The sequence below is a fragment of the Neorhizobium sp. JUb45 genome (assembly GCF_004343585.1).
Taxonomy (GTDB): domain Bacteria; phylum Pseudomonadota; class Alphaproteobacteria; order Rhizobiales; family Rhizobiaceae; genus Neorhizobium.
On sequence record NZ_SLYW01000004.1, the window covers coordinates 215,470 to 240,314 of the forward strand.

Here is a 24,845-nt window from a genome sequence, read left to right on the forward strand (position 1 = left end):
GCTGCAGTGCAAAAGTGGCCATTCTCTGACCGTATGTCAGCGAATGCCTGAGGGGTGGCAGGCATTCGCAGAGGCTCGACGGAGGTTGTTTTAACCGCCGAGAGCCTCATTGGTGTAATAGCGCGCCAGATCCGGCTTCGTCGCAAGCACCTTGCCATCGCCGTCCTTGAGGATTTTCGCGTCGAACAGATAGGTGCCGATCGCCTCCATCTTGGCCGGTTCCATCTTTCCGATCACGCCGCTTGTCGTGCGCAGGTAATGCCCCTCGATCAGAGCCTGAAGAGAGGCGCGGATCAGCGCGCGGTTTGTCAGCGCATCCTTGTTGGCTGAGATCAGCAGGTCGGTTGCCTCGTCCGGGTTTTCGACGGCAAAGGCATAGCCTTTTTGCGTTGCCTGCAGAAAAGCCTTGGCCAAATCCGGCTTGGCGTCGAGAAATTTTCGGCTGGAGCCGAGTAGAGCCGTATGTTCATCCGGCACGCCGTAATCGGCATATCGGAAAGCCTTCTGCTTCAAACCTTCCAGCTCGGCCTGCACGCCTTCCCAGGTATAGACTTCCAGCGTGAAATCCACCGAGCCATTGGCCAGCGCCTGATAGGCGGATGTGCCAAGCGTCACCGTCTCGAATTCGCCCTTGCCGCCATCATGGCGGATCATTGCGCTCAGTAGCGCGTTTTCCCAGGCACTCCCAAAGCCGCCATAGGTCTTGCCGTCGAGATCTTTTGGGCTCTTGATGTCGTCACGATCGGCCTTGAAGACCACGCGGCCGGTCTCGTGCTGCACTATGGCGTAAGTGCCGATCAGGTCCGCACCGGCCGAATGCTGGGTAAACAGGCCGATGGAACCGATCACACCGAAATCGGCGACATGATTGGCCACCAGCGTTCCGGCCGATGTGTCGGTATAGGGCAGGATTTCGACATCGAGGCCTGCGTCTCGATAAAAACCTTTGTCGCGGGCGACGAACAGGCCGATATGGTTGGTATTCGGCGTCCAGTCGAGCGCCACCTTGACGGTCTGATTGTCTGCTCGAGCGGGCAAGCCCAGCATCGGCGTGAGGGCAAGACCGGCAGCCGAGGCGAGGGCGGTGCGGCGGGTGAGCATGATCATGGTGTTCAATCCTCCTGAAACGCGTGAATTCCTATTCGGCGGCATGTTCTCGATCCGGAATGCCGTTGCGATGGTCGGGCTTAAGAAGCGTGTCGAGAATATCCGCCTCAATCGCGGCTGCCCGCGCCAGCGTGTCGGCATCGCGCCCGCGCGGACGCGGCAGGTCGATTACGATCTCGCGGATAACTTTTGCCGGGCGTGGTGACAGCACATAGATGCGGTCGGAAAGATGGACCGCCTCGCGCACGTCGTGCGTCACCAGCATCGCCGTCCAGCGGTGCTTTTGCCACATCTCCTCCAGCCAGCGTTGCATGCCGGCGCGTGTCAGTGCATCGAGCGCGCCAAACGGTTCGTCCAGCAAAAGCATCGGTTTGTCCTGCACGACGGTGCGCAAGAGTGCCGCGCGCTGGCGCATGCCGCCGGAAAGTTCGGCCGGATAATTCTGCTCGAAACCGTCAAGCCCGAATTCGCCAAACAGTGGTGTGACGCGGGCACGCGCATCCCGTCGGCGCATGCCCTGTACTTCAAGTCCCAGCGTCGTGTTGTCGATGATCTTTCGCCACGGCATCAATGCGTCGCGTTGCGGCATGAATGCGAAGGGGCGGCCTGCCTCGGTCAGCGGCTTGCCATCGAACGCGATTGCGCCGGCCTCAGCGGTGATGGCGGCAGTCAGCAGACGAAACAGCGTGGATTTGCCCGAACCTGAAGGCCCGAGGATAGAGACGAACTCTCCGGGCTGCACAGTCATGGAAATTTTTTCGAGCACCGGCAGGTCGCCGTAGCGGTAACTGATCCCGTCGAGTTTGAGGCGTGGCGGCGTCACAGGTTTCTGCCTCCATCTTGCGGCCGGCGTGTCCACGGCATGGCCAGCCGTTCCGCCAGAACCGCCAGCCCGAACAGGCAGAGTGTGAGGGCGGCACTGACCAGCACGGCGGCCAGCACGAGGTCGGGCCGAAAATTGTTCTTGGCGTTCAGCATGTAGATGCCGAGCCCCTTGGCTGCCCCTGCATATTCGGCAAAGATCGCGCCGACGACGGCATAGGTGATCGAAATCCGCAGGCCCGCAAAAAAGAAGGGCAGGGCGGACGGCAGGCGGGCCAGCCCAAAAAGTTTCCAGCGTGGCGCGCCCATCGAACTCAGTAGCTGTTCGAGTTCCGGCTCGGTTGCCTCATAACCTTTGGAAAGCGCCACCAGCATGGGAAAAAAGGTGACCAGCGCCACCAGCAGGATTTTTGGCAGCAGCCCGAAGCCGAACCACAGAACAACCAGCGGCGCGATGGCGACCAGCGGCAGTGTCTGGCTGATGATGAAAACGGGAAACAGCGCCCGTTTCAGACGTGGCACGAAGTCGACGATGACCGACAGAAGAAAGGCGGCGATGACCGATAGCGCAAAACCGGTCAGTGTGGCGTGCAGCGTCGGAAGGGTATTGTCGAAAAGCGCCTGCCGGTATTCGTAGGCCTGCGCCACAACGCGCGAAGGCGCCGGCAGAGTTGTCGGCGAAACCCCGGAAAATCGGGTGTAGCCTTCCCAGATCAGCACCAGACTTGCCACTGCAAAAAGCGCCGGCAGAAAGTTACCGATATGCGAAAGCAGGGAGGCGAGATATCGCCCGTTGCGGGTTTGCGAAAACGACATGATTTGAGCCTCGGGCCAGCCGAAAAGACGCGTGAAAAAGGTTCAGCGCTTGGAAGGGCTGTTGGCGGAAACCGTCAGGTCGATCGTCACATGGCCGGCCGGTGGGCCAAAGCGCACCAGTGCTTCATGCACGGTGGAGAAAACCGCGCCGGTATCGCCACGCAGTTTTGTGCAGAAATTCTTGGATTTCTCGAACGTGCCGGAGTTTTTGACGAAATCGATGCAGCCATAGATCTCGTCCATATGGCCGTCGATGCCGAGCGTATAAAGCGAGAATTGCGCGGCCGCTTCCTGGCCGATGACAGGTGCGCCCGCTACAGCCGCATGGGCTTTCGCCTTGCGTTCATCGAGCGGCGCCCAAGGACCTAGAAATTCGGGCACCTGGCACATCGGGTCATCCGGCTCACCCGGGCATCCGCGCGAGATCGTTGCATGCAGGGTGCAATGTTTGCCGCTTTTCGCTGCCGCAGCAAAGAGATCGCGCATGGCGGCGAACACGATATCGGGCGTGCCGACGAGCAGCGTGGAAATGTCGTCCGTCTCGATCCGCAGCTTTTCGCGATAGGGATCGAGCGCGGAAAGCGCATTGGTGATGACGCCGACAAAATCGTCGGTCATGGGATACAAAGAAATCTGCGCGCCGGAAAACATCGCTCTACCTCGCTCCGCTGGCATTATCCAGATCAGCTTGAGGGTCCATGATCATGGCGACCAAATCTCAGCCCCGGCATTACGGAGCACCCCTGTGATGGCGCGTTCTTAGACCGATGCCGGATGGCTGGCAAGGTGGGACTGTCAGATTGTTGCCGGCATAGGGTTGGGACGGATCAGCCTTCGATTACGTTTTCGAAGCCGGCCTTCTGCGCCAATTTGACGAACTTGCGGTCAAAGGTGGCAAAACCTTCGCAGTGGCGGGCTTTCAGGAGATGAAGGGCGTCGGCAAAATCCATGCCTTGCCCGAAGAGGTCGAGTGCATGGGCTACGATATGGCGTTCTTCCACCGTTACCGTCGGCAGTCCCGCGAAATCGCTGATTGCCTTGCGTCGCGCCGCGCGCTCCAAGCGGAAGCTACTTTTAAGCACCCATTCGGTTTCCAGCAACACAGTGATCGGGACAAAGACCTCCCTCCCATTGATGATCTGGCGAGAGCGTTGTGACTGTCGGCTTTCATCGCCGGTGAGGTATCGGATAACGAGATTGGTGTCGATGGCGATCATGCGTCGGGATCGACGCTCTTCAGGAAACTGCGACGAGCCTCTTCCAGGACACCCTCGTCCATCTCCTTCAGTGTCTTGGGTTTGCCCTTGTATTTAAGCATGCCGAAAACATCAGCCGGATTTGTTGGCGGAAAAACCTGCTCCCCGGCACGTTTCAGATGCACGCCATCCGGGGTCTCCTCGACGACCAGCCGCGTACCCGCATTCCAGTTCTGCCGTTCGCTCACACCGCTTGGCAGGGCGATTTGCCCGTCCGGGGAAACGGTCGTCGTCAGCTTTTCCTGATGATCCATCACGCAGCCTGCCTGTTGCGATGGTGTGAGGATAGAGCCGAAGGATTTCGCAATCAAGCCAAACGAAAAAGGGAGAGCTTTCGCCCTCCCTTGCAATCGCGGTCAGAACGGATTTCTCCGCTTATTCCCACTCGATCGTGCCCGGTGGCTTGCTGGTCACATCGTAAACGACGCGGTTGATGCCGCGGACCTCGTTGATGATGCGGGTCGCGGCGCGGCCGAGGAAGTTCATGTCGTAGGGATAGAAATCCGCGGTCATGCCGTCGACCGAGGTGACGGCACGCAGCGCGCAGACAAACTCGTAGGTGCGATAGTCACCCATGACGCCAACGGTCTGTACCGGCAGCAGCACGGCAAAAGCCTGCCAGATCGTGTCGTAGAGACCTGCCTTGCGGATTTCGTCGAGATAGATCGCATCCGCCTTGCGCAGAATGTCGAGCTTCTCCTTGGTAACGCCACCCGGGCAACGGATGGCAAGGCCCGGACCCGGGAAGGGGTGGCGGCCAATGAACGATTCCGGCATGCCGAGTTCGCGGCCGAGCGCGCGGACTTCGTCCTTGAACAGTTCGCGCAGCGGCTCCACCAGCTTCATGTTCATGCGGTCAGGAAGACCGCCGACATTGTGATGGCTCTTGATGGTGACCGAAGGGCCACCGGAGAAGGAGACGCTTTCGATGACGTCCGGGTAAAGCGTGCCCTGTGCGAGGAAACGCGGTTCGCCCTTGCCGTCGGCAGCGATCTTTGCGGCTTCCGCTTCGAACACTTCGATGAACAGGCGACCAATCGTCTTGCGCTTGACTTCCGGGTCGCTTTCGCCGGCAAGCTGGGTCAGGAACAGGTCGGATGCATCAACAGCCACGAGCGGGATGTTGTAATGGTCGCGGAACATGCCGACGACCTGTTCGGTCTCGCCCTGACGCATCAGGCCGTGGTCGACATAGATGCAGGTCAGCTGGTCGCCGATCGCCTCATGGATGAGGATGGCGGCAACAGAGCTGTCGACGCCGCCGGACAGGCCGCAGATGACGCGTTCATTGCCGACCTGATCCTTGATCTTGCGGATCATTTCGGCGCGGTAGGCAGCCATGGTCCAGTCGGACTTCAGGCCGACGATCTTGTGCACGAAGTTGGATAGAAGCTTGGCGCCATCCGGGGTGTGCACCACTTCCGGGTGGAACATCGTCGTGTAGTAGTGGCGGCTTTCGTCGGCTGCGATGGCGAACGGAGCGTTCTCCGAGGTCGCGATGACCTCAAAACCTTCCGGCAGCTTTGTCACGCGGTCGCCGTGGCTCATCCACACCGGGTAACGGCCGCCCTGTTCCCAGAAACCGTCAAACAGCGGGCTGGCTTTCTTCACTTCCACATCGGCGCGGCCGAATTCGGCGGCGTGGCCACCTTCGACAACACCACCGAGCTGGGTGCAGAGTGTCTGCTGGCCGTAGCAGATGCCGAGGATCGGCACGCCGCTGTCGAATACCGCCTGCGGAGCGCGCGGGCTGCCTTCGGTGGTGACCGAAGCCGGGCCGCCGGAGAAGATCACGCCCTTGGGCGCAAGCTTGTCGAAAGCCTCTGCGGCGCTCTGGAAGGGATGGATTTCGCAGTAGACGCCTGCTTCACGCACGCGGCGCGCAATCAGCTGCGTCACCTGGCTGCCGAAATCGATGATGAGGATGCTGTCGGGATGAGCTATCTGGGTCATGTCGAGCCTTTAGAGAAACTTGGCATTTCTGGCAACCGGACAAACGGGAAAAACCGCTGGCGCATAGCGGATTTTCACTCAGGTCATAGCGAAAGTTCGCCAGCTTCCAGCGCTTTCGTCAGCCGGTCGACGGCATCGGCCAGCTTTTCGTCGATCACATGCAGATACTCGGTCCAGTCGCCGACGTGTTTCAGGTCTTCTTTTCCGTCAGAAATGCCGCGCAGACCGATCAGCGGTACGTCGAATAGCTGGCAGCAGCGCATCACCGCAAACGTCTCCATATCGACCATATCTGCGGCGACGAGATCATAGGCGTTGCCGGAAACGATATTGCCACCGGTGGAAAGCGATGCCTGTGGAATGCCGGGAATGGTCAGCGGCAGCGGCAGGATCGCCGGATGATCGAGAAACGGTGTTGCGCCTTTCTCGAAACCGAGCGGCGACGCATCCATGTCGCGATAGGCGACGGAGGAGACCTGATAGACACCGGTCTGCTCGAGATTGCGCGAACCGGCCGAACCGAGCGACACGACGAGATCCGGCAGGCCGCCAACGGTTTCCAGCAGCGTGAGCTCGCGCGAAAGAACGGCGGCGGCTTCCACCGGCCCGACACCGGTCATCAGCGGGGTGATGCGGCTTTTGAGGTGCTGTCCATATTCGGCATCCACCGCCATCACGAACAGCACCGATTTTCCGGCAATCCTTTTGGTCGGCGCAATCGACATTGAAGCGTTCATTCGACCAGATCCTGACGGCCGCGGATCACCATCATGCTGCCGCTCATCGAGGCGATCAGTTTTGCCGGGCCGTCGCCCAGCGCATAGGCGCGGCCGTCGGCGACGATGATGGTGGAACCCGGCTTGGTGATTTCGCCGCGAAACAGAAACCGTTCGCCGCGCCCCGGCGACATCAGGTTGATCTTGAACTCGATGGTGAGGATCGAGGCTTCCGGCTCGATCAGCGTATAGGCGGCATAACCGCAGGCGGAATCCAGACCCGCGGCAATCACGCCGGCATGCAGAAAGCCGTGCTGCTGCGTGAGTTTTGGATCGAACGGCATCTCGATCTCGACGCTTGCCCGTTCGACCCGTGTCAATTCGGCGCCCAGCATGGCCATGGCCTGCTGGCTGGCAAAGCTTTTCTCGATACGTGTCTGAAAATCGCCGGGGTCGATCACCGTCATGTCTGCTCCTGTTGGTCGTAGCAAGGTTTGCACGAGGCGACCCGGCATCGCAAGCGGCGGCTTGTCCCACGCGGCATAGATCAGCGATTTAACAGGACGATGGCAAGGTTCAGATAGGTGGCGAAAGACACCCAGACGGCATAGGGCACGAACAGCAGGGCCGCCTTGCGGTTTGCATTCCAGCTCATGGCGATGAACAGCAGGATGAAAAACAGCATCGGCAGGATGATGGCCAGACCCAGCGGTGGATTCTGCATGCCGAAAAAGGCGGGTGACCAGCAGATGTTGAGAATGCCCTGCAGGCCGAACACGATCAGCCGGTTGCGATTGTTCTCATCGAACCATGTTTCGGCGAGTGCCGTGCCGATCATCACGTAAAGTGCAGCCCAGACCGGTCCAAAAATCCAGTTCGGCGGGTTGAGCGGCGGCTTTTCCAGCGCCTGATACCACTCACCCGGCATGTTGGCGATGCCGCTCAGAACGCCGATGGCAACGCATGCTGCAACAAATAAAATATAGGTTGTCAGTTTTCGCATAGGCCTGACATAGGGCTGCCAAAAGCGAGAGTAAAGCTTATTTTAGCGAAATGATATGTTGATCCCAGGCAACATCGTTGCGGGTGCCGTTGAAGCGCCCGTCATAGCTGGAAACGGCAATGCCGGAGGGGGCGGGGGCAACACCTGCCGCCTCGCGAACGATCTCTTCGCGCAGAACCGCTCCGGTCCTCGCATCCAGTGTCACCGCCGCTCCGCCAACGGGTGAGGTGAGGCCCACCAGCCCCTCGCGGCGGTTGACGGCGATGGCGCCGACATAATTGCCAAGGCGGATCGTGGTTTCCTCCGGCAGGTCGAGGAGGGCGATGTCCTCGCCCCTGGAGATCCAGCCGGCCAGCGGCGGCAGTTCGTTGCGTGCACCCTCCCACTGGCAGGCGAACCAGATGCGGCCATTGTCGGCGATATCGAGATGGCGGGTGGAAAGCTGGGAAAGCGACGGCGGCAGCGTGTGTTTCTGGATCAGTGCGCCGCTGCGGGCATCGAGCAGAACCAGCGACGGCTCCATATGGTCGAGATTGAGTTTGGTGCGCCCGAAATCCGGGTGGGTTTCGATGCCGCCATTGGCGATCACCAGTATCGACCCGTCGTCGGACACGGTCATGTCGTGTGTGCCCAGTCCATGCGCATCGAACTCGCCGATGCGGTGAAATCTGTCCGTGGCGTCATAGATGCCGATCATGCCACGATTGCCGTCAAAGTCGTTTTCGCTGGCGTAAAGGCGTGAACCATCCGGCGAAAAATGGCCGTGACCGTAAAAGTGCCGGCCTTCCGGGGCGGTGATGATGATCGGCTCGCTTTGAGGCGAGGCATCAAAAGTCATCGCAAACGTGCCGGGGCGGCGTGCGAAGGCGACCGTGCGGCCGGTGGCGGTGCTATGCGCCAGTCCGTGGGCGCGGGCGGGCAGGGCAACACGCTCGATGATTTCGCCGCGTTCGGAAACGGTGGCGATGCCGAAAGAACCGTCGGCTGCGCGAAAACCGGAGGCATAAACCGCATCGGCGCGCTCAAGCGCCCGTAACGAGCCGGGCGTCAGCGTGGCAGTGAAGGCCAAGCCGGCAGCCTTCAGGAATGCCCGTCGGTCGATCGTTTCGCCGCGCCAGACCATGGATCAGTCGCCGTCAGCGAAGGAAAAACCGGAGCTGAGGCCGATCGCGCCACCATAACCGTCGTTCAGCCTGGAGATCACATCCTTGCCCTCGGCCAGCAGCGTGTCGAGCTTTCTGCGCTCGCTCTCATCAGCCACGGCCTTTTCGAGGTCCGGCGTCACACTGCCGGCTGTTGCAGCCATGGCTGTCAGCTGCGCGTCGATCGCAGCCACGACCGGCTTGTCCTTCTCCGGCAGCAGATCGACCATGCTTGAGGTGGAGAGCAATGTTTTTAGCCCCTCGATATTGGCAATGACCGAAGGCCATGTGGTCTGCGATCGCCAGAACAGCGCCTGTTTTGGAAATTTTGCCTTGTCCGGGCCTTTGTAAAACGTCTCGATGCGCTGGTCGCGTACGGCTTCCGCGCCATGCACGAGAATGCCGAGCAGCGCCGTCATCGCCTCGCCGCCGGTGCGGAAGGCGGGGTTGTCCGGTCCCGGCTGCTCCCAGGACTTCTGGATACCATCCGGCGCATCCCAGATGGCGGAGACTTCCTCCGCCACGTTGGCGATATTGCCGGCAACGGCGGCAGCATAACGGCAACGGAAATTGTCTTTCTCCGCGGACGCCAGCATTTGCGCATCCGTGCCGAACAGCAGATATTCGAGTGCGCCAAGCCCCTGTGTCGCCACGCTCTTGGTGCCGAGCGTTTTCGGATCGGTGGCGGTCTCATCGGATTTGGAAAGCACGGCCTGCACCTGTTTCAGGCCGGTGCTCTTGCGGTCGGGGTAAAACAGGATGCGCTCGAAGCGGTTCTGCTCGATGATCGGGCCGGTACGGACTATCTCGATATGCGCCCAGCTTTTTGCCGTGTCGCGAAACGCACTTTGTGCTGCCTTGTAATTGGCCTCGGAGGGTGCATCACACAGCGTGCCGACCACCTTGGTTGTCGATACGGCGGATGTGGCAAAAGCATCGTAACCCGGCTTGATGAACCCATCGACTGCCGCCGCCATCACGGCCTTCACCTTGGCTTCCGGCAGTGTCACCGCCATTGCAGGTTCCTGCGCCCATGTTGTGGCCGGCATCAGAAGGGTAAGGCCGGCGATGAGGATTTTGCACATTTTATAGCGACTCCAGGAAGGTGATGAGGGCTTGTCTGTCGTCTTTCGGCAGGCCGGCAAAAGCATCGCGCGCAGCTTGCGCTTCTCCGCCATGCCAGAGCACCGCCTCGGTCAGATTGCGGGCGCGACCGTCATGCAGGAAGAACGTGTGGTTATTGACGGTTTTCGTCAAGCCGATGCCCCAGAGCGGCTGGGTGCGCCATTCCTGGCCGTCGGCATCGCCCACCTGCTGGCCATCGGCCAGACCTTCGCCCATGTCGTGCAGCAGGAAATCGGAATAGGGCCAGATCAGCTGAAACGCCTGCGCCTTGTTGCCGGCATCGCGCCGCGTCACGAATTTTGGCGTGTGGCAGCTGGTGCAGCCCGATGTGTAGAACATTTCCTTGCCGCGCAGCACGCTCGGATTGTCGATGTCGCGGCGAGCCGGCACGGCCAGATTTTCGGAATAGAAGGTGACGAGATCCATCACCGGATCCGGCGCTTCGGTCGGTCCCAGTCGCTCCTGCACGCCGGTCGGCAGTGACAGGCATTTGGTCTGCGCTGGCGTGCAGTCACCGAAATCGCGCGGCGCATCGGGCGTCGAAATGCCGAGATCGCCGGCGAAGGCGGATGAACTCTGGTCGCGGATCGTCGCATTTTGCGCTTTGAAGCCAAACCGCCCGAGTTTCAGCTCGCCGGTGCGGTGATCACGCACAAAAGCCGGCTTGCCGGAAATGCCGTCCTCGTTTTTGTCGTCCGGATCGGCGTTCGCCAGAATATCGGCCTCGTGGATCGCCTGAACCAGTCCAAGCCCGATCATCGGTGGCGAAACGCGCGGAGACAGCGTCGTGTCGGGATGCATCGGCCCATAACCGAGATCGGAGACGGAATAGGTCGGCTTGCGCAGCGATACCGTTTCGCCGTCTGCCAGCTCTACTGGGACTTCCTCGTAAGTGACCGCCATCCGGCCCTCTATGGGCAAATCCTGTACGGCGAGATCCTGCAGCTGCTCGCCATAAACCGGATCGGGAAAATTCAGCACCTTGCGCTCGGCAATGTCTGCCTTTTCAGCCTCGGTCTTGGCCGGCCGCGCCAGCCGTAGAAACATCGAGGTCGCATCAGGCGCACCTTCGGGTGGATGGCCGCGGCCATCCTTCAGGTGACAGCTCTGACAGCCGCGGGCATTGAACAGCGGCCCCAGTCCATCCGAGGCTTGCGTGGAGGACGGTGCTGCCACCCAGAGCTTTGTGAACAGCGCATTGCCCAGCTTGAAAGTCTCCTCCTCCTGAAAGGTCAGGTTGGTGGAGAAATGCGAAAAGATATTGCCGTTGACGGTGGCCTTGGTGGTCGCCGCTCCACCCTGCATGGTTTCGAATTGTTCAGGCTTGGAAAAATCATCGGTCGGACGCGTCACGCTTTGCACGCGCTTGGCATCTTTTGGGGTGAGATCGGTGCGGTCCTCCGGCATGACGGTGGCCTGGGTCGCGATGGCGACGGCAGGCGTGTCCTGCGCCGAAACGATCGAGGTGATCAGCGGCAATACCAGAACGGGCGCACCCGCCAGAACCGGCAGCACCAGAAGCAATGCCCTCGACGTCTTCATGGAACGAAACTCACATAACGGGGTGGATCGCGTGACAGTGCGCATGGCGGCGAACAATTCGCCTCATGCGGACACGATCCGACATTTTCATGGCATCCGCGACAAGCATCTTGTCGCGGATGCCGGGTTGTTTTCGGCCTATTTGAACACTGCGTCCGGGTTGTCGAGGCTGTCGGAGCCTTCGAGCGAAACCGAGCCGAGGTCGAGTGCGGTGATGACACGCTCGATCGTCTTGGTCTGGTCGATCAAACCGTCGATCGCCTTCTGCACGACGGCGTTGCCTTCCTTGTTGCCGTCGCCGATCATCTGGTCATAGGCCTCGCCCTTCTTGGCGCGGTCTGCCATGGCGTTCATGGCCACCAGTGTCGCGTCCAGCTTGCCGGTCATCTCTGTGTCGAGCTTGGCGTCCTTGGCCTTGACCAGGTCGGAAAGCGACGGGCCGGTCATCTTGGTGCCGTCGGCGCGGGTATAGTTGCCGGTATAGGCGGCTGCGATGCCGACTGCGTCGTTCAGGTGCGAGGCATGGGTGTTGTCGGAGAAGCAGTCATGCTCCTCTTCCGGATCATGCAGCAGCAGGCCGAGCTTCATGCGCTCACCGGCCAGTTCGCCGTAGGACAGCGAGCCCATGCCGGTAAGGATGGCGGTCAGGCCCGCCTTCGGATCGGCTTCCACCGTTTTGGTGGCTTCGGCGCCCGGTGCCCAGGCATCGACCATTTCCTGCAGATCCTTGAGCAGCAGGGTCGAAGCCGCCTTCAGATAGTCGCCGCGACGATCGCAATTGCCATTGGTGCAATTGGCCTTGTCATAGTCGGTATAGGGACGCTCGCCGGCGCCGGCTTCGGTGCCATGCAGGTCCTGGCCCCACAGCAAAAATTCGATGGCGTGGTAGCCGGTCGCCACATTGGCTTCCACCTCGCCGGCTTCCTGCAGGCTTTCCAGCAGTTCCGGCGTGATCTTCTTGGCATCAATGGTCTCACCGTTCACAGTCAGCGTCGGGTGGCCGATGATGTTGGCGGTGTAATAGGCGTTGGAATCGCTTTCGGTACCGTAGGAGGCGTCGACATAGTCGATCAGCCCTTCGTCCAGCGGCCAGGCATTCACCTTGCCTTCCCAATCGTCGACGATCGGGTTGCCGAAACGATAGACTTCGCTCTGCTGGTAAGGCACGCGGGCAGCAATCCATGCCGTCCGTGCGGCCTTCAGCGTGTCGGCGCTCGGCTTGGCCAGCAGGGCGTCGATCGCGGCATCGAGTGCCTTGGCCGTCGTCAGGGAGTCTTCGTATTTCGCATGCGCCACGTCGGCGTAATGCTTGATCACAGCCGCGGGCTCAGTCGCGGCAAAGGCGGCGGAAGCGGAAAGCAGCGCAAAGGTGGCGCCGAACAAGGTCTTGCGGATCATCGTCCCTCCTGGTGCAGCCGTTGTCCTCAAGGCTGCGAGACGGATTTCATCGCGCTTTTGATAACTGGTGTCAAACAATCTAGTTTGGAGTATTTCCAAACAACAGCATGTTCTTGAACGGCCTGTATTATCGGCCGTTCAAGCGATGTTGGAGGGCGAGAAAATCAACCGTTGCGGCGCATGCGGCAGAAGAAGAAACCATCCGTGTCGGTCGAAGCCGGGGTCAGCGTCAGCGTGGCGCCGTCGCGCGAATGCGGGCGCGCTGCGTTGCCGCTGAACAGCGTCTCCCAGGCCGGACCTGCCGGTTCGATGACAAAATCCGGGTGGGTTTGTGCAAACCGTTTGGCCTGGCTGTCGTTTTCTTCCGGCAGAACCGAACAGGTGACATAGACCAGCGTGCCGCCCGGCTTGACGAAGGCTGCTGCCTCGCCAAGAGCCTCTTGCTGCTGCTCCATCCGTTCCTCGATATTCTTCTGGGTCAGCCGCCATTTGGTGTCAGGACGGCGGCGCCATGTGCCCGTGCCCGTGCAGGGCGCATCGACCAGCACGATATCAAGCTTCTCACGGAGGCTTTCCATGCGCCGTATATCGTCATGAACCTGCACGTTGCGTGCACCGGCGCGTTTCAGGCGCTCGATGATCGGCGCCAGCCGTTTGCGGTCGGTGTCAAAGGCGTGGATCTGGCCCTTGTTGTGCATGGCAGCCGACATGGCGAGCGTCTTGCCGCCACCGCCGGCGCAATAGTCCAGCACCTGCGCGCCGTCCGTCGGCATCACCAGATCGGCGACGATCTGCGATCCTTCGTCCTGAACCTCGAACCAGCCCTTCTGGAACGAAAGCTCGGCGGTGACGTTGGGTAGACGTGACGGGCCTTCGCCGGCGGCAATGCGCACACCGTTTCGGGCGATCGGAGATGCGGCAGCTCCAGAGCGATCGAGCGCCTTGACGACCTTGTCGCGTGAGGCCTTCAGCGTGTTGGCACGCAGATCGAGCGTCGGGCGGCCGGCCAATGCCTTGGCCTCGTTAAGCCAGTCCTCGCCGAAACCGGCTTCGAAGGATGGCTGCACCCAGTCGGGGATATCGCCTTGCACATGAAGCGGTGCGTCAGCGAGGTCGCGATTGGCAAAGGCTTCGAAGGAAGGCAGCACCGGCGCGAACTTGTCGTCTTCCAGTTCAGCCGCAAGCGTTTCGGGCGTAAAGCCCCATTGGCGGATCAGAACGGCGAAGGCAAGTGCGGTTGGGCTGTCGTCTTCCATCAGCCAGGCATGCGACAGGCGCATGCGTAGCGCGTCATATACGATGTTGCCGATCGCGGCGCGGTCGCCCGATCCGGCAAACCGATGGGCAAGGCCCCAGTCTTTGAGAGCATCGGCGACAGGACGCCTGCGCGCCTCGATGTCTGCCAGTACCTCGATTGCTCCGGCTACTCGTCCGCCCAGTCGCATCTCAAACTCCGTATCGGTTGAACCCGTATGGCCGGGGTCCTATCGGGGTTTGGGCTGCAGGGCAAGGGGTGGCCGAAAGGGCGTCCGATGGATCAGCCTTCCTTGGCGCCTCTGCCGGCGACCTTCTGGTTGCCGCCATCGACGACCTGGTAGCAGACCTGTGCGGTGCCGGAAGACACCATGCCGATGTTCTTTGCAGCGGCCTTGGAAACGTCGATGATGCGGCCGCGAATGAATGGGCCACGGTCGTTGATGCGCACGACAACGCTTTTGCCGTTGCGCTTGTTGGTCACCAGAACCTTGGTGCCGAAGGGTAGCGAACGATGGGCTGCGGTCATCAGGCTGGCGTTCATCCGTTCACCGGATGCGGTTTTGGACGTGAGCGCATACCAGGATGCGTGGCCACAACCGGGCGCGGCATTTGCCTGCGCGGCACCGAGACAGCTGAAAGCAGCCACGGCAGCTGCGATGGAAAGTGAGCGTCGGACGAAGTTCAAATCGGAGTATCCCCAGTGGTCGAAGAGCCGCTGTTGCGGTGGGCGACGCTAAGGCAGGGGCAAAAAAGGCGAAAAAGTGGGCCTTTTGATCACGGAATGTTACATCGCGTAACATACGTGATGAATCTGCAGGTTGCTAAATCGTTAACAGACACGCAAGAATCGCAGTAAAAACAGTAGGAAAACGGAAAACCATTCCGCCTGTCATGCGGTTGTCACATCGATCACAAAAATCGCGAAAATAATTTTGCGCGGCAGTGATTTTTACTGCCCAATTTGCGGAATTTTTGTGAGACGCTGCCCATATTATTAAGAATTTATGACCTGAGAGATGCCGTTGGTAGGAAATTTCATCCGTTTTTGTGGCTTTTACGGAGTAGTTTCAGGTCTGCCGGATCAGCTTCTCCAGCGTCCAGACGACCAGAGTTCTACCAGCGATGTACGGTAATCTCGATAAGTGAATTGAAATCCAAGGTTGCGTATGGCGGCGTTTGAAATACGCTTGTTATCGCCGTAGAAAGAGCGTGCCATTGGCCGCATTTCTGCGGTCTCGAAGGCCTGTTCCGGCGGTGGCTCCACGCCCATCAGGCAGGCGGCCTCGGTCACCACGTCCTGTGGCGGTGCCGGCTCGTTGTCGGTGATGTTGAAGATGCCGCCGGTGCCGGAAGACGCAAGAAACAGGGTTGCGCCTGCGATATCCTCCACACGGATGCGGTTAAAAACCTGATCCTTCTTGATGATGCGATGCGCCGTGCCGCGCGCGAGATTGACGAAGGCATTGCGGCCGGGACCATAAATGCCGGCCAGCCGCAAAATGGCGACCGGAATGCCGGCCGCTTCTCCCGCCTGCATCCATGCCCGCTCGGCGGCGACGCGCTCCAGCGCGCGCGCCGATTTCGGATGGCACGGCGTCTGCTCATCCACCCAGGCGCCGTCGTGATTGCCATAGACGCCGACAGTCGACAGATAACCGATCCATTCAAGGGCGGGAAACCATTGCCTGAGTTCGCGATTTGTCAGCCGCAAAAGGCTGTCACCTTCAGCACCGGGCGGGATCGACTGGACGAGATGCGTGGTCGTGCTCATTGCACGGCGCAGTTCGGGCGAAAAACTTTCGCCGCTATATATATAAGGAGAGATGCCGCGGCTTCCGAGTTCGGCAAGCTTGTCGGCGCTTCGGGTCGTGCCGGCCACGGCCTTGCCTCTGGCCAGGGTCTCCGTGCCGATCGCCTGCCCGGAATATCCCGCACCAAAGATCAGCACCTGCATCACGCCACTCCTGCCATTGCCCATTCCGCTTCGACCTCGTCATCCTCGTCGATAACGCGGGCGGAGGCAAACCGTTCGAATTCGTCTTTTGTCATCAATCTGGAAAGCGCCCATACCGCCATGCCGCGCACGGCAGCGGACGGATCGGCAGCCAGTCCCTTGCAGGCTTCGATAAAGCCGCGATCTCCCGAATTGCCCACGGCAATCAGCACGTTGCGCACAAACCTGTCGCGGCCGATGCGTTTGACCGGTGAGCCGCTGAAAAAGGTGCGAAACTGTGCATCCTCCAGCGTCAGCAGAAAGGCGAGCGACGGCTCTTTCAGGTCCTCGCGGGCCTGCAGTTTCATCTCGCTGGCGCTTGCCGCAAACTTGTTCCATGGGCAGGCGGCCAGACAATCGTCGCAGCCATAGATGCGGTTGCCGATCAGCGGCCGGAATTCATGGGCGATCGGCCCCTTGTGCTCGATTGTCAGGTAGGAAATGCAGCGCCGCGCATCGATCTGGTAGGGCGCCGGAAAGGCGGACGTCGGACAGGCGTCGAGGCAGGCGCGGCATTTGCCGCAATGATCGCGCTCGGCCTCGTCGAAATCCAGATCGGCAGTGGTGAAAAGGCTGCCGAGAAACAGCCAGGAACCATGCGTGCGGCTGACGAGATTGGTGTGCTTGCCCTGCCAGCCGAGGCCGGCGGCAGCTGCCAGCGGCTTTTCCATCACCGGCGCGGTATCGACGAACACTTTCACATCGACACCGGCGCGGGCTGCAAAACGCGTGGCGATTTCCTTCAGCCGCCCCTTGATAACGTCGTGGTAATCGCGATTGCGGGCATAAACGGAGATGTTGCCCTTGTCCGGCTTGGACAGCAGGCCGCGCGGATCCTCGTCCGGACCATAATTCATGCCGAACATCACGATCGAGCGCACATCGCTCCACAGCACTTTGGGATCGCCACGACGCTCGCGCGTTTCTTCCATCCACGCCATCGTGCCGTGCCGTCCGGCCTCGACAAATTCGATGAGACGGGCAGGGGCGTGCGGAATGCTGTCGGGCGGGGTGATGCGACAGAGATCGAAGCCTTGGGCTTCAGCTTCCGTGCGAATGAGTGCGGTCAGTTTGCTGGCGCGAAGACGGTCCTTTTCCGAGCGGCCATCGTGCCGCGACGGAGCATCTGCCCGCGCAGCCTCGGGCTTTGTCTCAGAAGTCGAGATCCGCATAATGGGACACCGGTGTTAGGCCGCGGACACGTTCCGCCAGAAGCGGCCGGAAAGACGGCCGCGATTTCAGCCTCTGATACCATTCCTTGGCAATCGGTGTCTCCTGCCAATCGATCTCGCCGAGATAGTCGAGCACGGAGATCGAGGCGGCGGCGGCCAGATCGGCGTAGGACAGCCGTTCACCGGCAAGCCATGGCCGGGAGCCGGCAAGCCACGAAAGATATTTCATATGCTGGCGGATGTTGGCGCGCGAGGTGCGCAGAACCTTGCTGTCCGGTGCGCCGCCGCCCTGTGCTGCCGTCATCTGCAGCTTGTAGGCACGTTCGCGCGTCAAGGGCAGCGTCACATCGCGTTCCATTTTCAGCAGGAACCATTCCGTCAGCCGGCGGATTTCGGCCCGCTGAAAGGGATCTTCCGCCAGAAGCCGGCGTTCGCGCTTCAACACGCCATGGGTTTCGTCGAGGAATTCGAGCAGCACGTTGGGGCCGCTCAACACCCGCATATTGTCGTCGACATAGACGGGAAGCGTGCCGGCCGGGTTGAGGGCCAGGAATTCCCGGCGCTTTTCCCAGGTCTGCTCTTCCACGAGATCGGTCTGAAAGCCGTATTCGGCCAGGATGAGCCGCACGAACCGGGAGGCCGAAGACATGGGGTGATGATAGAGCGTGGGCATCGATACTCGATTGTTGGTACTGCAATTATCAGCGGAAGTCGGAGATGACCTCCAAGTCCCGAATGTGGCTGACATAAGGCGATGCAGCCTAATTACCAGACCAAACGGCCAGAACGACAATTCTCGCCATTTTAAGTTAATTTTTCTAACAAATGATCAAGAAAACGGATGCGCCGTTAACGCCCGGAATCTAAGGGCAAAAGAAAAGGGTGAGCGGCATGCCACTCACCCTCAATCTTCAAAAATGGTCTTGTCGGCTCAGCGAGCAATCGAACCCGTGCTGCAGGGGTCGACGCCGTATGCCGGAGCGCAGGAACCCTTGTTGGCAGCAACCGTGCCGGGCGCCAGGAACGAGCCTGCGAGAATGATCAGTGCCGCACACGCAAAAAACAGTGCGATGGACTTGCCCATGGAATTTGGCCTTTCGGAGGAAGGTACGTCTGTCACGGTGGGAATGTCTTTCCTGAAATCCTGTGCCCGCGGTTTATTGGCCGGATTTCAAAGATACAATAGGGAATTCTACTGAATCTGCGGTTAACGCGACGCTATTTCACAATGCGATTTTTGTGTCACACTGTCCCACATCACAAATGTGTAAAGCGCGGGCATTCTTTTCCCGCGCTCATTATTTGGCCGTATTTTTAGAAGTCTCAGGCGGCCTTGCCGGTATTCGTGAACTGACCTTGCGGGCGATAGTGCACGACATAATGCTGCAGCACGTTGGTCAGAAGTGTCGGCTGGATGCCGAGGCCGGAAAGCGTACGATCTTCCTTCGCAGCGTTGTCGGAAACCACGGTGTCGGTCCTCAGCAGTGTCACCTGGTCCGACGTCAGCGGCGGAGTGATCAACGGAACCGACTGCGCGATCTTGCCGATCAGCGAAGCGATGCCGAAGGGCAGAGAAACAAAACTGCGCTTGCGACAGGTCACGCGCAAAATGGTCTCAAGACAGTTGCGGAAGGTCATGACTTCCGGGCCGCCGAGTTCATATGTGGTGCCGGTTGCCACCTTGCCATCGACCGAGCGGGCCACGGCTTCCGCGACATCACCGACGAAAACCGGCTGGAATCTGGTCTTGCCGCCGCCGATCAGCGGCAGGAAGGGAAGGTTACGGGCCATGGCGGCAAATTTGTTGAAGAAATTGTCTTCCTTGCCGAACACGATCGAAGGGCGAAGGATGACCGCATCCGGCAGGGCGGCCAGAATGGCCTGTTCACCGCGGCCCTTGGAACGGGCGTAGGAGGAGGCGGATTTCACATCGGCGCCGATCGCGGAAATATGGGTCAGCTTGGCGCCGGCCGCAGCGGTTGCTTCAGCGATCGCCTTGGCGCCAAGATCCTGCACGGCATCGAACTTGTTCTTGCCGCTCTCGAACAGGATGCCGACGCAGTTGACCACATGCGAAGCACCGGCAACGGCGCGATCGACCGATTGGCGGTTGCGCAGGTTGGCCTGCATCAGTGCGATCTGGCCGGGATAACCGTCGGGACGCAGGAAACCGGCAAGATCAGGCCGGCGAACAGCGACGCGAATGCGGTAGCCGCGCTTGGCCAAAGCCCGCACCACATATCGTCCGACAAACCCAGAACCTCCAAAGACGGTAACGAGCGGCGGAAGATTGGACACGGTCATGGCATGCTCCGGGAATGGGCCTGTGGCGGGTTGTCGCACTCTCTTAGCCGAAACGCGACGATACGTGAAGTGGTTGCGTGGCAATGACGAGCGCAATGTCCGCCACGAAAGAGACGATGCATATAGGATGAGGCTGCGCCTTGATCCTGAACAAAAGCGCCGCTGCGGTGCGCGGCAAAAACCGTTCGGTCAGACGCCTTCGACGACCAGCATGTCGGCATCGGCCACTTCCTGGCGGATTTTGGCAGCGGCCTGGTATTCCGGCGAATTGTAGCAGTCGATGGCCGCCTGAACGGACGGGAACTCGATCACCACATTGCGGCTGCGCGCCTCGCCCTCCAGATGGCTGACAGGGCCGCCGCGGGCCAGGAAATTCGCGCCAAAACGCTCAAAGGCCGGCTTGGCCGTCGCCACATAATCCTTGTAGCGCTCGGCATCGCGCACATCGACGCGCGCAATCCAATATCCTTTTGGCATGTTTTCTCCTCCCCGGTTCGACGCTCAGGCGTCGTTTGCAGGCCACAGTGCCTGTCGCATCTCTTCCAGAATGGCGTCCGCCGCCTGTTTCGGCTCAGCCGCCTTGACGATCGGGCGGGCGACCACGAGATGGGTCGAACCGGCCTTCAGCGCATCGTAGGGTGTGACGACACGTTTCTGGTCGCCGGCGTCAGTGCCTTTGGGGCGAATACCGGGCGTGACGATCGCCATGCCGGAATCGCCGAGTATGTCGCGAACAACAGAGGATTCTTCCGCCGAGCAGACGATGCCGCCCATGCCGGCTTCGCGCGCCTGTGTTGCGCGAATGCGCACCAGTTCTTCCGGCGAGTGGGCATAACCGGCTTCCGTCAGGTCGGCCGCATCCATCGAGGTCAGCACCGTCACGCCGAGAAGGCAGAGGTTGGAGCCCTTCGCGGCTTCCACGGCGGCGCGCATCGCCTTCGGATAGGCATGCAGCGTCAGCATGGTCATGCCCATGCCGGCAATCGCCTCGACGCCCTTCGCCACCGTGTTGTCGATGTCGAGCAGCTTCATGTCGAGGAAGACTTTTTTACCGTCTTTTGCCAGATCGCGCGCCAGTTCCAGGCCGCCGATAAAGGCCAGCTGGTGGCCGATCTTGTAGAAGGAAACGCTGTCGCCGAGTGTGGCAACCATGGCTTCGGCTTCTGCAATGGTGGGAATATCCAGGCCTACGATCAGTCGGTCACGTGCGCTCATGGTTCAAACTCCCTGCCAGATATCGATAGGGGTCCAGTCGCATGAGATGGCGCGGTTCGCAAGATCAAAGCAGAAGAGATTGCCGCCGCCAGCAGGTTGATCGCCATCGCGGGAAATCGGCTTTCCGGCCAGATGGCATTTCAGAAGCGTCCCGACGCCGCCATGGCCAACGAAGGCGATCGGCATGTCGGGATTGTGGTCGGACAGAATACGCTCCACCGCCGAGACGATCCGCGACTGCGCGTCGATGGCGCGTTCCCATCCTTCAAAACTGTCGTGCGGATGGGAAAAGAACCAGTCGGCCGCCTTTTCGAATTCCGGCGGGCTCAAAAATCCGGTCGCCGAGCGGTCGTTTTCATGGCTGTCCGGCGCGATCATGATCGGGATGTCATTGGCGGCCGCCAGTATCTCGGCCGTCTCGATCGCCTTGGTCTCGTCGCTGGAAACGATCCGCCCCAGCTGTTTCGCCCAGCCGGAGAGTGCGGCCTGTTGCGCGCGTGCCCGCCCGATATCGGAAAGGCCCCAAAGCGGCACCGGCGCGGCCGGATCGATCCGCACCTGCGGGTGGGTGATATAAAGACCGCGGCTCACGACCGTCAGCCGCGGGTATAGACCCACAACTGCGCCGGCGGGATATTGCGTACGACAAAATCGTAATGCTTGATCTTGTAACGATCAGGCTTGGCGATCACCGGCGAGATCGGACCATAGGTGATCTGCATGAATGGGCGTCCGGCGGGCATGCGGTCGAGCGCGCTTTCCAGAAGCGCGATGCGGCGCTCCATCGGGAAGCTCAAAAGCGGAATGGCGGAGATCACGCTGTCGAAAATCACGCCGCTCTTGTCGCCAAGCGTCTTGTCGAGATCGAAAGCGTCGCCGTTGACGAAATGGACGCCCGGATAGGCTTTGACGAGGTTCTGGTAGAAGTCGGTGGAATATTCGATCGAGACCAGATTGTCCGGCGCGACGCCGCGCTCAAGAATGGCCTTGGTGATGACACCGGTGCCGGGACCGAGTTCGAGAACCGGCAGGCCGGAAGCCGGATTGATGACGCTGGCCATGCGTTTGGCGGTAATGGACGAGGTCGGGCAGATTGCGCCGACGCTTTTCGGGCCATCCATCCAGCCCTTGAAGAAACGGATCTCCTCGTCAAACTTGCGGCCGAGCCGTTCCTTCAAACGTAGTTCCATCCGTCCGTCTCCTGGTTATTTGGCAGCGTTTTATGTGGGCGCAAATGTCGCCAAAACAAGGCAAAATGTCGCTCATGGAAAATACGATAAAAAAAGGCGGTCATCGCTGACCGCCCTGATCAATCCTAGACGCGCATCGGCATCAGAACATAGAGCGCATCGTCTCCCGCAGTATCGCGAACCAGCGTCGGAGAGCCGGCATCAGCCAGCATGAAGATCGCATCCTCACCCGAAAGCTGGGCGGTGATGTCCAGCAAGTACTTGGCGTTGAAACCGATTTCCATCGGATCGTTCTCGTAGGCGACAGCCACTTCTTCCGTCGCGCTGCCCGAATCCGGGTTGTTGACGGTCAGCGTCAGCTGGCCTTCGGTCAGCGCCAGCTTTACGGCACGGCCACGCTCGGACGAGATGGTCGAAACGCGGTCGACGGCGCGTGTAAAGCTCTGGCAATCGACGCGCATTTCCTTGTCGTTGCCGGTCGGGATGACGCGCTGGTAATCCGGGAACGTGCCGTCGATCAGCTTTGACGTCATGATGATCTCGCCGATCGTCAGGCGGATCTTTGCGTCCGACAGTTCGACGGTCACGACGACTTCCGGGTTGTCGACCAGCTTCTGCAGTTCACCGACCGTCTTGCGCGGGATGATGATGCCCGGCATGCCTTCCGAACCGGACGGTGCTTCCACGTCGGCGCGGGCCAGACGGTGACCGTCGGTGGCGACGGCGCGCAGCTTCAGCGCACCACCGGCTTCGATCGTGTGGAAGAAGATGCCGTTCAGGTAATACCGGGTCTCTTCGGTCGAGATCGCAAACTGGGTGCGCTCGATCAGCATTTTCAGATCAGTCGCCTTCAGCTTGAACGTATGGCTGAACGTGCCGGCGGTGAGGTCCGGGAAATCCGATTCCGGCAGGCACTGCAGCGAGAACTTTGAACGACCGGACTGCACGGTCATGGAGCCGCCATCCGGCGTGGTCGCCAGCATCACTTCCGAACCATCCGGCAGCTTGCGGACGATTTCATAGAGAAGATGGGCCGGAACCGTGGTGGCGCCTGCCTGCTCGACCATGGCCGGAACGCCCTCGGTGATTTCGAGATCGAGGTCGGTTGCCTTCAGTTCGAGGTTGGCGCCGGAAGCGCGCATCAGAACGTTCGACAGGATCGGGATCGTATTCCGGCGCTCGACCACGCGGTGAACGTGGTTCAGCGACTTCAGAAGGTTGGATCGCTCAAGAGTAATACGCATGGACGCTATCGCTTTCGACCGTGCCGGACCGGAGACCGGACCGTATGTTATTGTCGTCCGCCGGTGAGGCGGATGGATGTGGACGGGCAAAATGGCAGACATTTGCTCGCAAACGCAAGAGGGTGAAGGCACCTGCCATACCAATTCGGTCCTGCGCTCCGACAATGCGCACAGAAAAGCGCCGACCCCGAGGCCTTGCTGTGGCTTGCCGAACAGCGGAGCCTCGCCCATAAAGGCGGCCAATGCATGAAAAAGAGAGAATACCAGTGACGGAAGAGACGAAGACGCCCATGCTCGGTTACCGGGTCGCAAACACGTTTGTGCCGGCCCGGCCGCTGGAGCCTGCGCTCTATCTGGTCGCAACCCCGATCGGCAATCTTGGCGATATCACGCTGCGGGCACTGGAAACGCTTGCCGGTGCCGATGTTCTGGCCTGCGAGGACACGCGTGTCACCCGCGTGCTGCTCGACCGTTTCGGTATCGTCAACAAGCCCTATGCCTACCACGAGCACAATGCCGATGAGGTCGGGCCAAAACTGCTGGCGGCGCTGGAAGGCGGCAAGTCGGTGGCACTGGTCTCGGATGCCGGCACGCCTCTGGTGTCGGATCCCGGTTACCGTCTCGGCCAGCTGGCGATTACTGCCGGCTTTCGCGTTGTGCCCATTCCGGGCGCCTCGGCGCCGCTTGCAGCTCTGGTCGGTTCCGGCCAGCCCTCGGATGCGTTTCTGTTTGCCGGTTTCCTGCCGGTCAAGGAAAAGGGACGCCGCGACCGTCTCGCGGAATTGTCCAAGATCCCGTCGACGCTGATCTTTTTCGAAAGCCCGCACCGCATTGCCGCAACGCTCACCTCGGCGGCGGATGTGCTGGGCCGGGAGCGCGAAGCCTGCGTCTGCCGCGAACTCACCAAGACGTTTGAGGAGTTTCGACGTGGCACGCTCGGTGAACTGGCGGATTACTATAATGAGGATGGGCGCACGGTGAAGGGCGAGATCGTCCTTGTTGTCGGCCCGCCGGATTATGATGACGTGCCGGGTGCGGTCGAGGTGGATGTGCTTTTGCGCGAGCTTGCCAGCACCATGCAGACCTCGAAGGCGGCAGCCGAGGCGGCTCGTCTTACCGGCCTGTCTAAAAAGGATCTGTATCAGCGCCTTATTGCCCTGAAGGGAGAGGATGAGCCCGGCCAGCCAGAAAGCTGATCGACGGGAAAGTCGCCGTCGCGCCGAACGCCGGGGCCATTGGTCCGAATATCTGGCGGCGGTCTTTCTGTTGCTGAAGGGCTACCGCATCCTCAGCCTGCGCTACAAAGCAAAGAGCGGCGAGATCGATATCATCGTCCGCAAACGTGATCTGGTTGCCTTTGTCGAGGTCAAGGCGCGGCGGGCGGAAGGGCTTGCGATCGATGCCGTTGGCTACGAAACGCAGAAACGCATCCGTGCCGCTTCCGACCAATGGCTGTCACGCAGGCGTGATGCGCATCTCCTGACGCTTCGATATGATGTCGTCGCGGTGCTGCCGGGCCGTTTTCCCAAGCATTTTCAGGACGCTTTCTGAAGGAATTGCAATGCTGTGCAAAGAGCTTAAGGCCTTGTA

The 24,845-nt window shown here is 60.4% G+C and carries 28 protein-coding genes and 1 riboswitch; of the genes, 2 read left to right on the top strand and 26 right to left on the bottom strand.

From position 1 onward, the window contains the following. Positions 1–90: 90 nt before the first annotated feature. The 26 genes from EDF70_RS17830 to dnaN all read right to left on the bottom strand — a co-directional run bounded on the left by EDF70_RS17830 (position 91) and on the right by dnaN (position 23,255). Positions 91–1,107 carry an ABC transporter substrate-binding protein gene (locus tag EDF70_RS17830; protein WP_132276308.1) on the bottom strand — a complete coding sequence of 339 codons (1,017 nt, stop codon included), beginning with the start codon at positions 1,105–1,107 and terminating at the stop codon, positions 91–93. Between the two features lie 31 nt (positions 1,108–1,138). Next, the gene (locus EDF70_RS17835) at positions 1,139–1,930 is read right to left on the bottom strand and encodes an ABC transporter ATP-binding protein (RefSeq protein WP_132276310.1); all 792 of its coding nucleotides are present in this window, start codon (positions 1,928–1,930) and stop codon (positions 1,139–1,141) included. Further along, positions 1,927–2,745 carry an ABC transporter permease gene (locus EDF70_RS17840; RefSeq protein WP_132276312.1) on the bottom strand — a complete coding sequence of 273 codons (819 nt, stop codon included), beginning with the start codon at positions 2,743–2,745 and terminating at the stop codon, positions 1,927–1,929. Before EDF70_RS17840 ends, EDF70_RS17835 begins: the two co-directional genes overlap by 4 nt. Before the next feature lie 42 nt (positions 2,746–2,787). Next, a complete protein-coding gene (locus tag EDF70_RS17845) occupies positions 2,788–3,396 on the bottom strand; it encodes a YkoF family thiamine/hydroxymethylpyrimidine-binding protein (RefSeq protein WP_132276314.1) in 609 nt (202 codons plus the stop codon). Next, a riboswitch (TPP riboswitch) is annotated at positions 3,389–3,500 on the bottom strand. It overlaps the preceding gene by 8 nt. 72 nt (positions 3,501–3,572) lie before the next feature. Then, complete coding sequence (locus EDF70_RS17850) at positions 3,573–3,962, bottom strand: type II toxin-antitoxin system VapC family toxin (RefSeq protein ID WP_132276316.1); 390 nt, start codon at positions 3,960–3,962, stop codon at positions 3,573–3,575. Beyond that, positions 3,959–4,255 (bottom strand): AbrB/MazE/SpoVT family DNA-binding domain-containing protein, encoded by a 297-nt coding sequence (locus EDF70_RS17855; protein ID WP_132276318.1) that lies wholly within the window; start codon positions 4,253–4,255, stop codon positions 3,959–3,961. The genes EDF70_RS17850 and EDF70_RS17855 overlap by 4 nt, the downstream gene beginning before the upstream one ends. 121 nt (positions 4,256–4,376) lie before the next feature. Then, positions 4,377–5,954, bottom strand: a complete 1,578-nt coding sequence (guaA, locus tag EDF70_RS17860; protein ID WP_132276320.1) for a glutamine-hydrolyzing GMP synthase — start codon at positions 5,952–5,954, stop codon at positions 4,377–4,379. An 83-nt stretch (positions 5,955–6,037) separates the two neighbouring features. Continuing rightward, positions 6,038–6,691, bottom strand: coding sequence for a 5'-methylthioadenosine/S-adenosylhomocysteine nucleosidase (locus EDF70_RS17865; RefSeq protein WP_245519227.1), 654 nt, complete (start codon positions 6,689–6,691; stop codon positions 6,038–6,040). Next, on the bottom strand, positions 6,688–7,137 hold the full coding sequence (locus EDF70_RS17870) for a PaaI family thioesterase (protein ID WP_132276322.1): 450 nt from the start codon (positions 7,135–7,137) through the stop codon (positions 6,688–6,690). The genes EDF70_RS17865 and EDF70_RS17870 overlap by 4 nt, the downstream gene beginning before the upstream one ends. Before the next feature lie 80 nt (positions 7,138–7,217). After that, complete coding sequence (locus tag EDF70_RS17875; RefSeq protein ID WP_132276324.1) at positions 7,218–7,673, bottom strand: TspO/MBR family protein; 456 nt, start codon at positions 7,671–7,673, stop codon at positions 7,218–7,220. Between the two features lie 37 nt (positions 7,674–7,710). Continuing rightward, positions 7,711–8,796 carry a DUF1513 domain-containing protein gene (locus tag EDF70_RS17880; RefSeq protein WP_132276326.1) on the bottom strand — a complete coding sequence of 362 codons (1,086 nt, stop codon included), beginning with the start codon at positions 8,794–8,796 and terminating at the stop codon, positions 7,711–7,713. Positions 8,797–8,799: 3 nt separating this feature from the next. Next, positions 8,800–9,900 carry an imelysin family protein gene (locus EDF70_RS17885; RefSeq protein WP_132276328.1) on the bottom strand — a complete coding sequence of 367 codons (1,101 nt, stop codon included), beginning with the start codon at positions 9,898–9,900 and terminating at the stop codon, positions 8,800–8,802. Position 9,901: 1 nt separating this feature from the next. After that, entirely contained in the window at positions 9,902–11,347 is a 1,446-nt protein-coding gene (locus EDF70_RS17890; protein WP_245519240.1) for a di-heme oxidoredictase family protein, read from the bottom strand. Positions 11,348–11,620: 273 nt separating this feature from the next. Beyond that, positions 11,621–12,880 carry an imelysin family protein gene (locus tag EDF70_RS17895; RefSeq protein WP_132276332.1) on the bottom strand — a complete coding sequence of 420 codons (1,260 nt, stop codon included), beginning with the start codon at positions 12,878–12,880 and terminating at the stop codon, positions 11,621–11,623. 164 nt (positions 12,881–13,044) lie between these two features. Continuing rightward, complete coding sequence (locus EDF70_RS17900) at positions 13,045–14,325, bottom strand: RsmB/NOP family class I SAM-dependent RNA methyltransferase (RefSeq protein ID WP_132276334.1); 1,281 nt, start codon at positions 14,323–14,325, stop codon at positions 13,045–13,047. Between the two features lie 92 nt (positions 14,326–14,417). Further along, a complete protein-coding gene (locus tag EDF70_RS17905; protein ID WP_132276336.1) occupies positions 14,418–14,822 on the bottom strand; it encodes a septal ring lytic transglycosylase RlpA family protein in 405 nt (134 codons plus the stop codon). A 396-nt stretch (positions 14,823–15,218) separates the two neighbouring features. Continuing rightward, positions 15,219–16,091: an SDR family oxidoreductase gene (locus tag EDF70_RS17910; protein WP_165932059.1), complete on the bottom strand. Its 873-nt coding sequence runs from the start codon at positions 16,089–16,091 to the stop codon at positions 15,219–15,221. Further along, positions 16,091–17,302, bottom strand: coding sequence for a tRNA epoxyqueuosine(34) reductase QueG (gene queG, locus EDF70_RS17915; protein ID WP_132276340.1), 1,212 nt, complete (start codon positions 17,300–17,302; stop codon positions 16,091–16,093). Before queG ends, EDF70_RS17910 begins: the two co-directional genes overlap by 1 nt. After that, a complete protein-coding gene (locus EDF70_RS17920) occupies positions 17,283–17,975 on the bottom strand; it encodes a glutathione S-transferase family protein (RefSeq protein WP_132276342.1) in 693 nt (230 codons plus the stop codon). Before EDF70_RS17920 ends, queG begins: the two co-directional genes overlap by 20 nt. 258 nt (positions 17,976–18,233) lie before the next feature. Continuing rightward, positions 18,234–18,386 carry a hypothetical protein gene (locus EDF70_RS30015; RefSeq protein WP_165932060.1) on the bottom strand — a complete coding sequence of 51 codons (153 nt, stop codon included), beginning with the start codon at positions 18,384–18,386 and terminating at the stop codon, positions 18,234–18,236. A 239-nt stretch (positions 18,387–18,625) separates the two neighbouring features. Beyond that, a complete protein-coding gene (locus tag EDF70_RS17925) occupies positions 18,626–19,606 on the bottom strand; it encodes a complex I NDUFA9 subunit family protein (RefSeq protein WP_132276344.1) in 981 nt (326 codons plus the stop codon). Positions 19,607–19,795: 189 nt separating this feature from the next. Beyond that, positions 19,796–20,083: a DUF1330 domain-containing protein gene (locus EDF70_RS17930; RefSeq protein WP_132276346.1), complete on the bottom strand. Its 288-nt coding sequence runs from the start codon at positions 20,081–20,083 to the stop codon at positions 19,796–19,798. A 24-nt stretch (positions 20,084–20,107) separates the two neighbouring features. Next, positions 20,108–20,821, bottom strand: coding sequence for an orotidine-5'-phosphate decarboxylase (gene pyrF / locus EDF70_RS17935; protein WP_132276348.1), 714 nt, complete (start codon positions 20,819–20,821; stop codon positions 20,108–20,110). 3 nt (positions 20,822–20,824) lie between these two features. Beyond that, positions 20,825–21,412, bottom strand: a complete 588-nt coding sequence (locus tag EDF70_RS17940; protein ID WP_132276350.1) for a histidine phosphatase family protein — start codon at positions 21,410–21,412, stop codon at positions 20,825–20,827. A 5-nt stretch (positions 21,413–21,417) separates the two neighbouring features. Then, positions 21,418–22,011, bottom strand: a complete 594-nt coding sequence (pmtA, locus tag EDF70_RS17945) for a phospholipid N-methyltransferase PmtA (RefSeq protein WP_132276352.1) — start codon at positions 22,009–22,011, stop codon at positions 21,418–21,420. Between the two features lie 125 nt (positions 22,012–22,136). Beyond that, a complete protein-coding gene (dnaN, locus tag EDF70_RS17950; protein WP_132276354.1) occupies positions 22,137–23,255 on the bottom strand; it encodes a DNA polymerase III subunit beta in 1,119 nt (372 codons plus the stop codon). A 290-nt stretch (positions 23,256–23,545) separates the two neighbouring features. Here dnaN and rsmI point away from each other — a divergent pair, with 290 nt between their 5' ends. Both rsmI and EDF70_RS17960 read left to right on the top strand, forming a co-directional pair. Then, complete coding sequence (gene rsmI, locus EDF70_RS17955) at positions 23,546–24,451, top strand: 16S rRNA (cytidine(1402)-2'-O)-methyltransferase (protein ID WP_245519241.1); 906 nt, start codon at positions 23,546–23,548, stop codon at positions 24,449–24,451. Beyond that, a complete protein-coding gene (locus EDF70_RS17960; protein ID WP_132276358.1) occupies positions 24,426–24,806 on the top strand; it encodes a YraN family protein in 381 nt (126 codons plus the stop codon). Before rsmI ends, EDF70_RS17960 begins: the two co-directional genes overlap by 26 nt. The last annotated feature ends 39 nt before the right edge of the window (positions 24,807–24,845 follow it).

What these genes read in the sequence shown, in the direction of transcription:
- guaA (WP_132276320.1), bottom strand. Translation starts at nt 5,954, where the DNA reads ATGACCCAGATAGCTCATCCCGACAGCATCCTCATCATCGATTTCGGC.
- EDF70_RS17830 (WP_132276308.1), bottom strand. Translation starts at nt 1,107, where the DNA reads ATGATCATGCTCACCCGCCGCACCGCCCTCGCCTCGGCTGCCGGTCTT.
- EDF70_RS17930 (WP_132276346.1), bottom strand. Translation starts at nt 20,083, where the DNA reads ATGCCAAAAGGATATTGGATTGCGCGCGTCGATGTGCGCGATGCCGAG.
- EDF70_RS17910 (WP_165932059.1), bottom strand. Translation starts at nt 16,091, where the DNA reads ATGCAGGTGCTGATCTTTGGTGCGGGATATTCCGGGCAGGCGATCGGC.
- EDF70_RS17850 (WP_132276316.1), bottom strand. Translation starts at nt 3,962, where the DNA reads ATGATCGCCATCGACACCAATCTCGTTATCCGATACCTCACCGGCGAT.
- EDF70_RS17865 (WP_245519227.1), bottom strand. Translation starts at nt 6,691, where the DNA reads ATGAACGCTTCAATGTCGATTGCGCCGACCAAAAGGATTGCCGGAAAA.
- EDF70_RS17885 (WP_132276328.1), bottom strand. Translation starts at nt 9,900, where the DNA reads ATGTGCAAAATCCTCATCGCCGGCCTTACCCTTCTGATGCCGGCCACA.
- EDF70_RS17845 (WP_132276314.1), bottom strand. Translation starts at nt 3,396, where the DNA reads ATGTTTTCCGGCGCGCAGATTTCTTTGTATCCCATGACCGACGATTTT.
- EDF70_RS17855 (WP_132276318.1), bottom strand. Translation starts at nt 4,255, where the DNA reads ATGGATCATCAGGAAAAGCTGACGACGACCGTTTCCCCGGACGGGCAA.
- EDF70_RS17920 (WP_132276342.1), bottom strand. Translation starts at nt 17,975, where the DNA reads ATGCCCACGCTCTATCATCACCCCATGTCTTCGGCCTCCCGGTTCGTG.
- EDF70_RS17925 (WP_132276344.1), bottom strand. Translation starts at nt 19,606, where the DNA reads ATGACCGTGTCCAATCTTCCGCCGCTCGTTACCGTCTTTGGAGGTTCT.
- EDF70_RS17900 (WP_132276334.1), bottom strand. Translation starts at nt 14,325, where the DNA reads ATGCGACTGGGCGGACGAGTAGCCGGAGCAATCGAGGTACTGGCAGAC.
- rsmI (WP_245519241.1), top strand. Translation starts at nt 23,546, where the DNA reads ATGCTCGGTTACCGGGTCGCAAACACGTTTGTGCCGGCCCGGCCGCTG.
- EDF70_RS17960 (WP_132276358.1), top strand. Translation starts at nt 24,426, where the DNA reads ATGAGCCCGGCCAGCCAGAAAGCTGATCGACGGGAAAGTCGCCGTCGC.
- EDF70_RS17890 (WP_245519240.1), bottom strand. Translation starts at nt 11,347, where the DNA reads ATGCCGGAGGACCGCACCGATCTCACCCCAAAAGATGCCAAGCGCGTG.
- queG (WP_132276340.1), bottom strand. Translation starts at nt 17,302, where the DNA reads ATGCGGATCTCGACTTCTGAGACAAAGCCCGAGGCTGCGCGGGCAGAT.
- pyrF (WP_132276348.1), bottom strand. Translation starts at nt 20,821, where the DNA reads ATGAGCGCACGTGACCGACTGATCGTAGGCCTGGATATTCCCACCATT.
- EDF70_RS17895 (WP_132276332.1), bottom strand. Translation starts at nt 12,880, where the DNA reads ATGATCCGCAAGACCTTGTTCGGCGCCACCTTTGCGCTGCTTTCCGCT.
- EDF70_RS17870 (WP_132276322.1), bottom strand. Translation starts at nt 7,137, where the DNA reads ATGACGGTGATCGACCCCGGCGATTTTCAGACACGTATCGAGAAAAGC.
- EDF70_RS30015 (WP_165932060.1), bottom strand. Translation starts at nt 18,386, where the DNA reads ATGGGCAAGTCCATCGCACTGTTTTTTGCGTGTGCGGCACTGATCATT.
- dnaN (WP_132276354.1), bottom strand. Translation starts at nt 23,255, where the DNA reads ATGCGTATTACTCTTGAGCGATCCAACCTTCTGAAGTCGCTGAACCAC.
- EDF70_RS17875 (WP_132276324.1), bottom strand. Translation starts at nt 7,673, where the DNA reads ATGCGAAAACTGACAACCTATATTTTATTTGTTGCAGCATGCGTTGCC.
- pmtA (WP_132276352.1), bottom strand. Translation starts at nt 22,011, where the DNA reads ATGGAACTACGTTTGAAGGAACGGCTCGGCCGCAAGTTTGACGAGGAG.
- EDF70_RS17840 (WP_132276312.1), bottom strand. Translation starts at nt 2,745, where the DNA reads ATGTCGTTTTCGCAAACCCGCAACGGGCGATATCTCGCCTCCCTGCTT.
- EDF70_RS17880 (WP_132276326.1), bottom strand. Translation starts at nt 8,796, where the DNA reads ATGGTCTGGCGCGGCGAAACGATCGACCGACGGGCATTCCTGAAGGCT.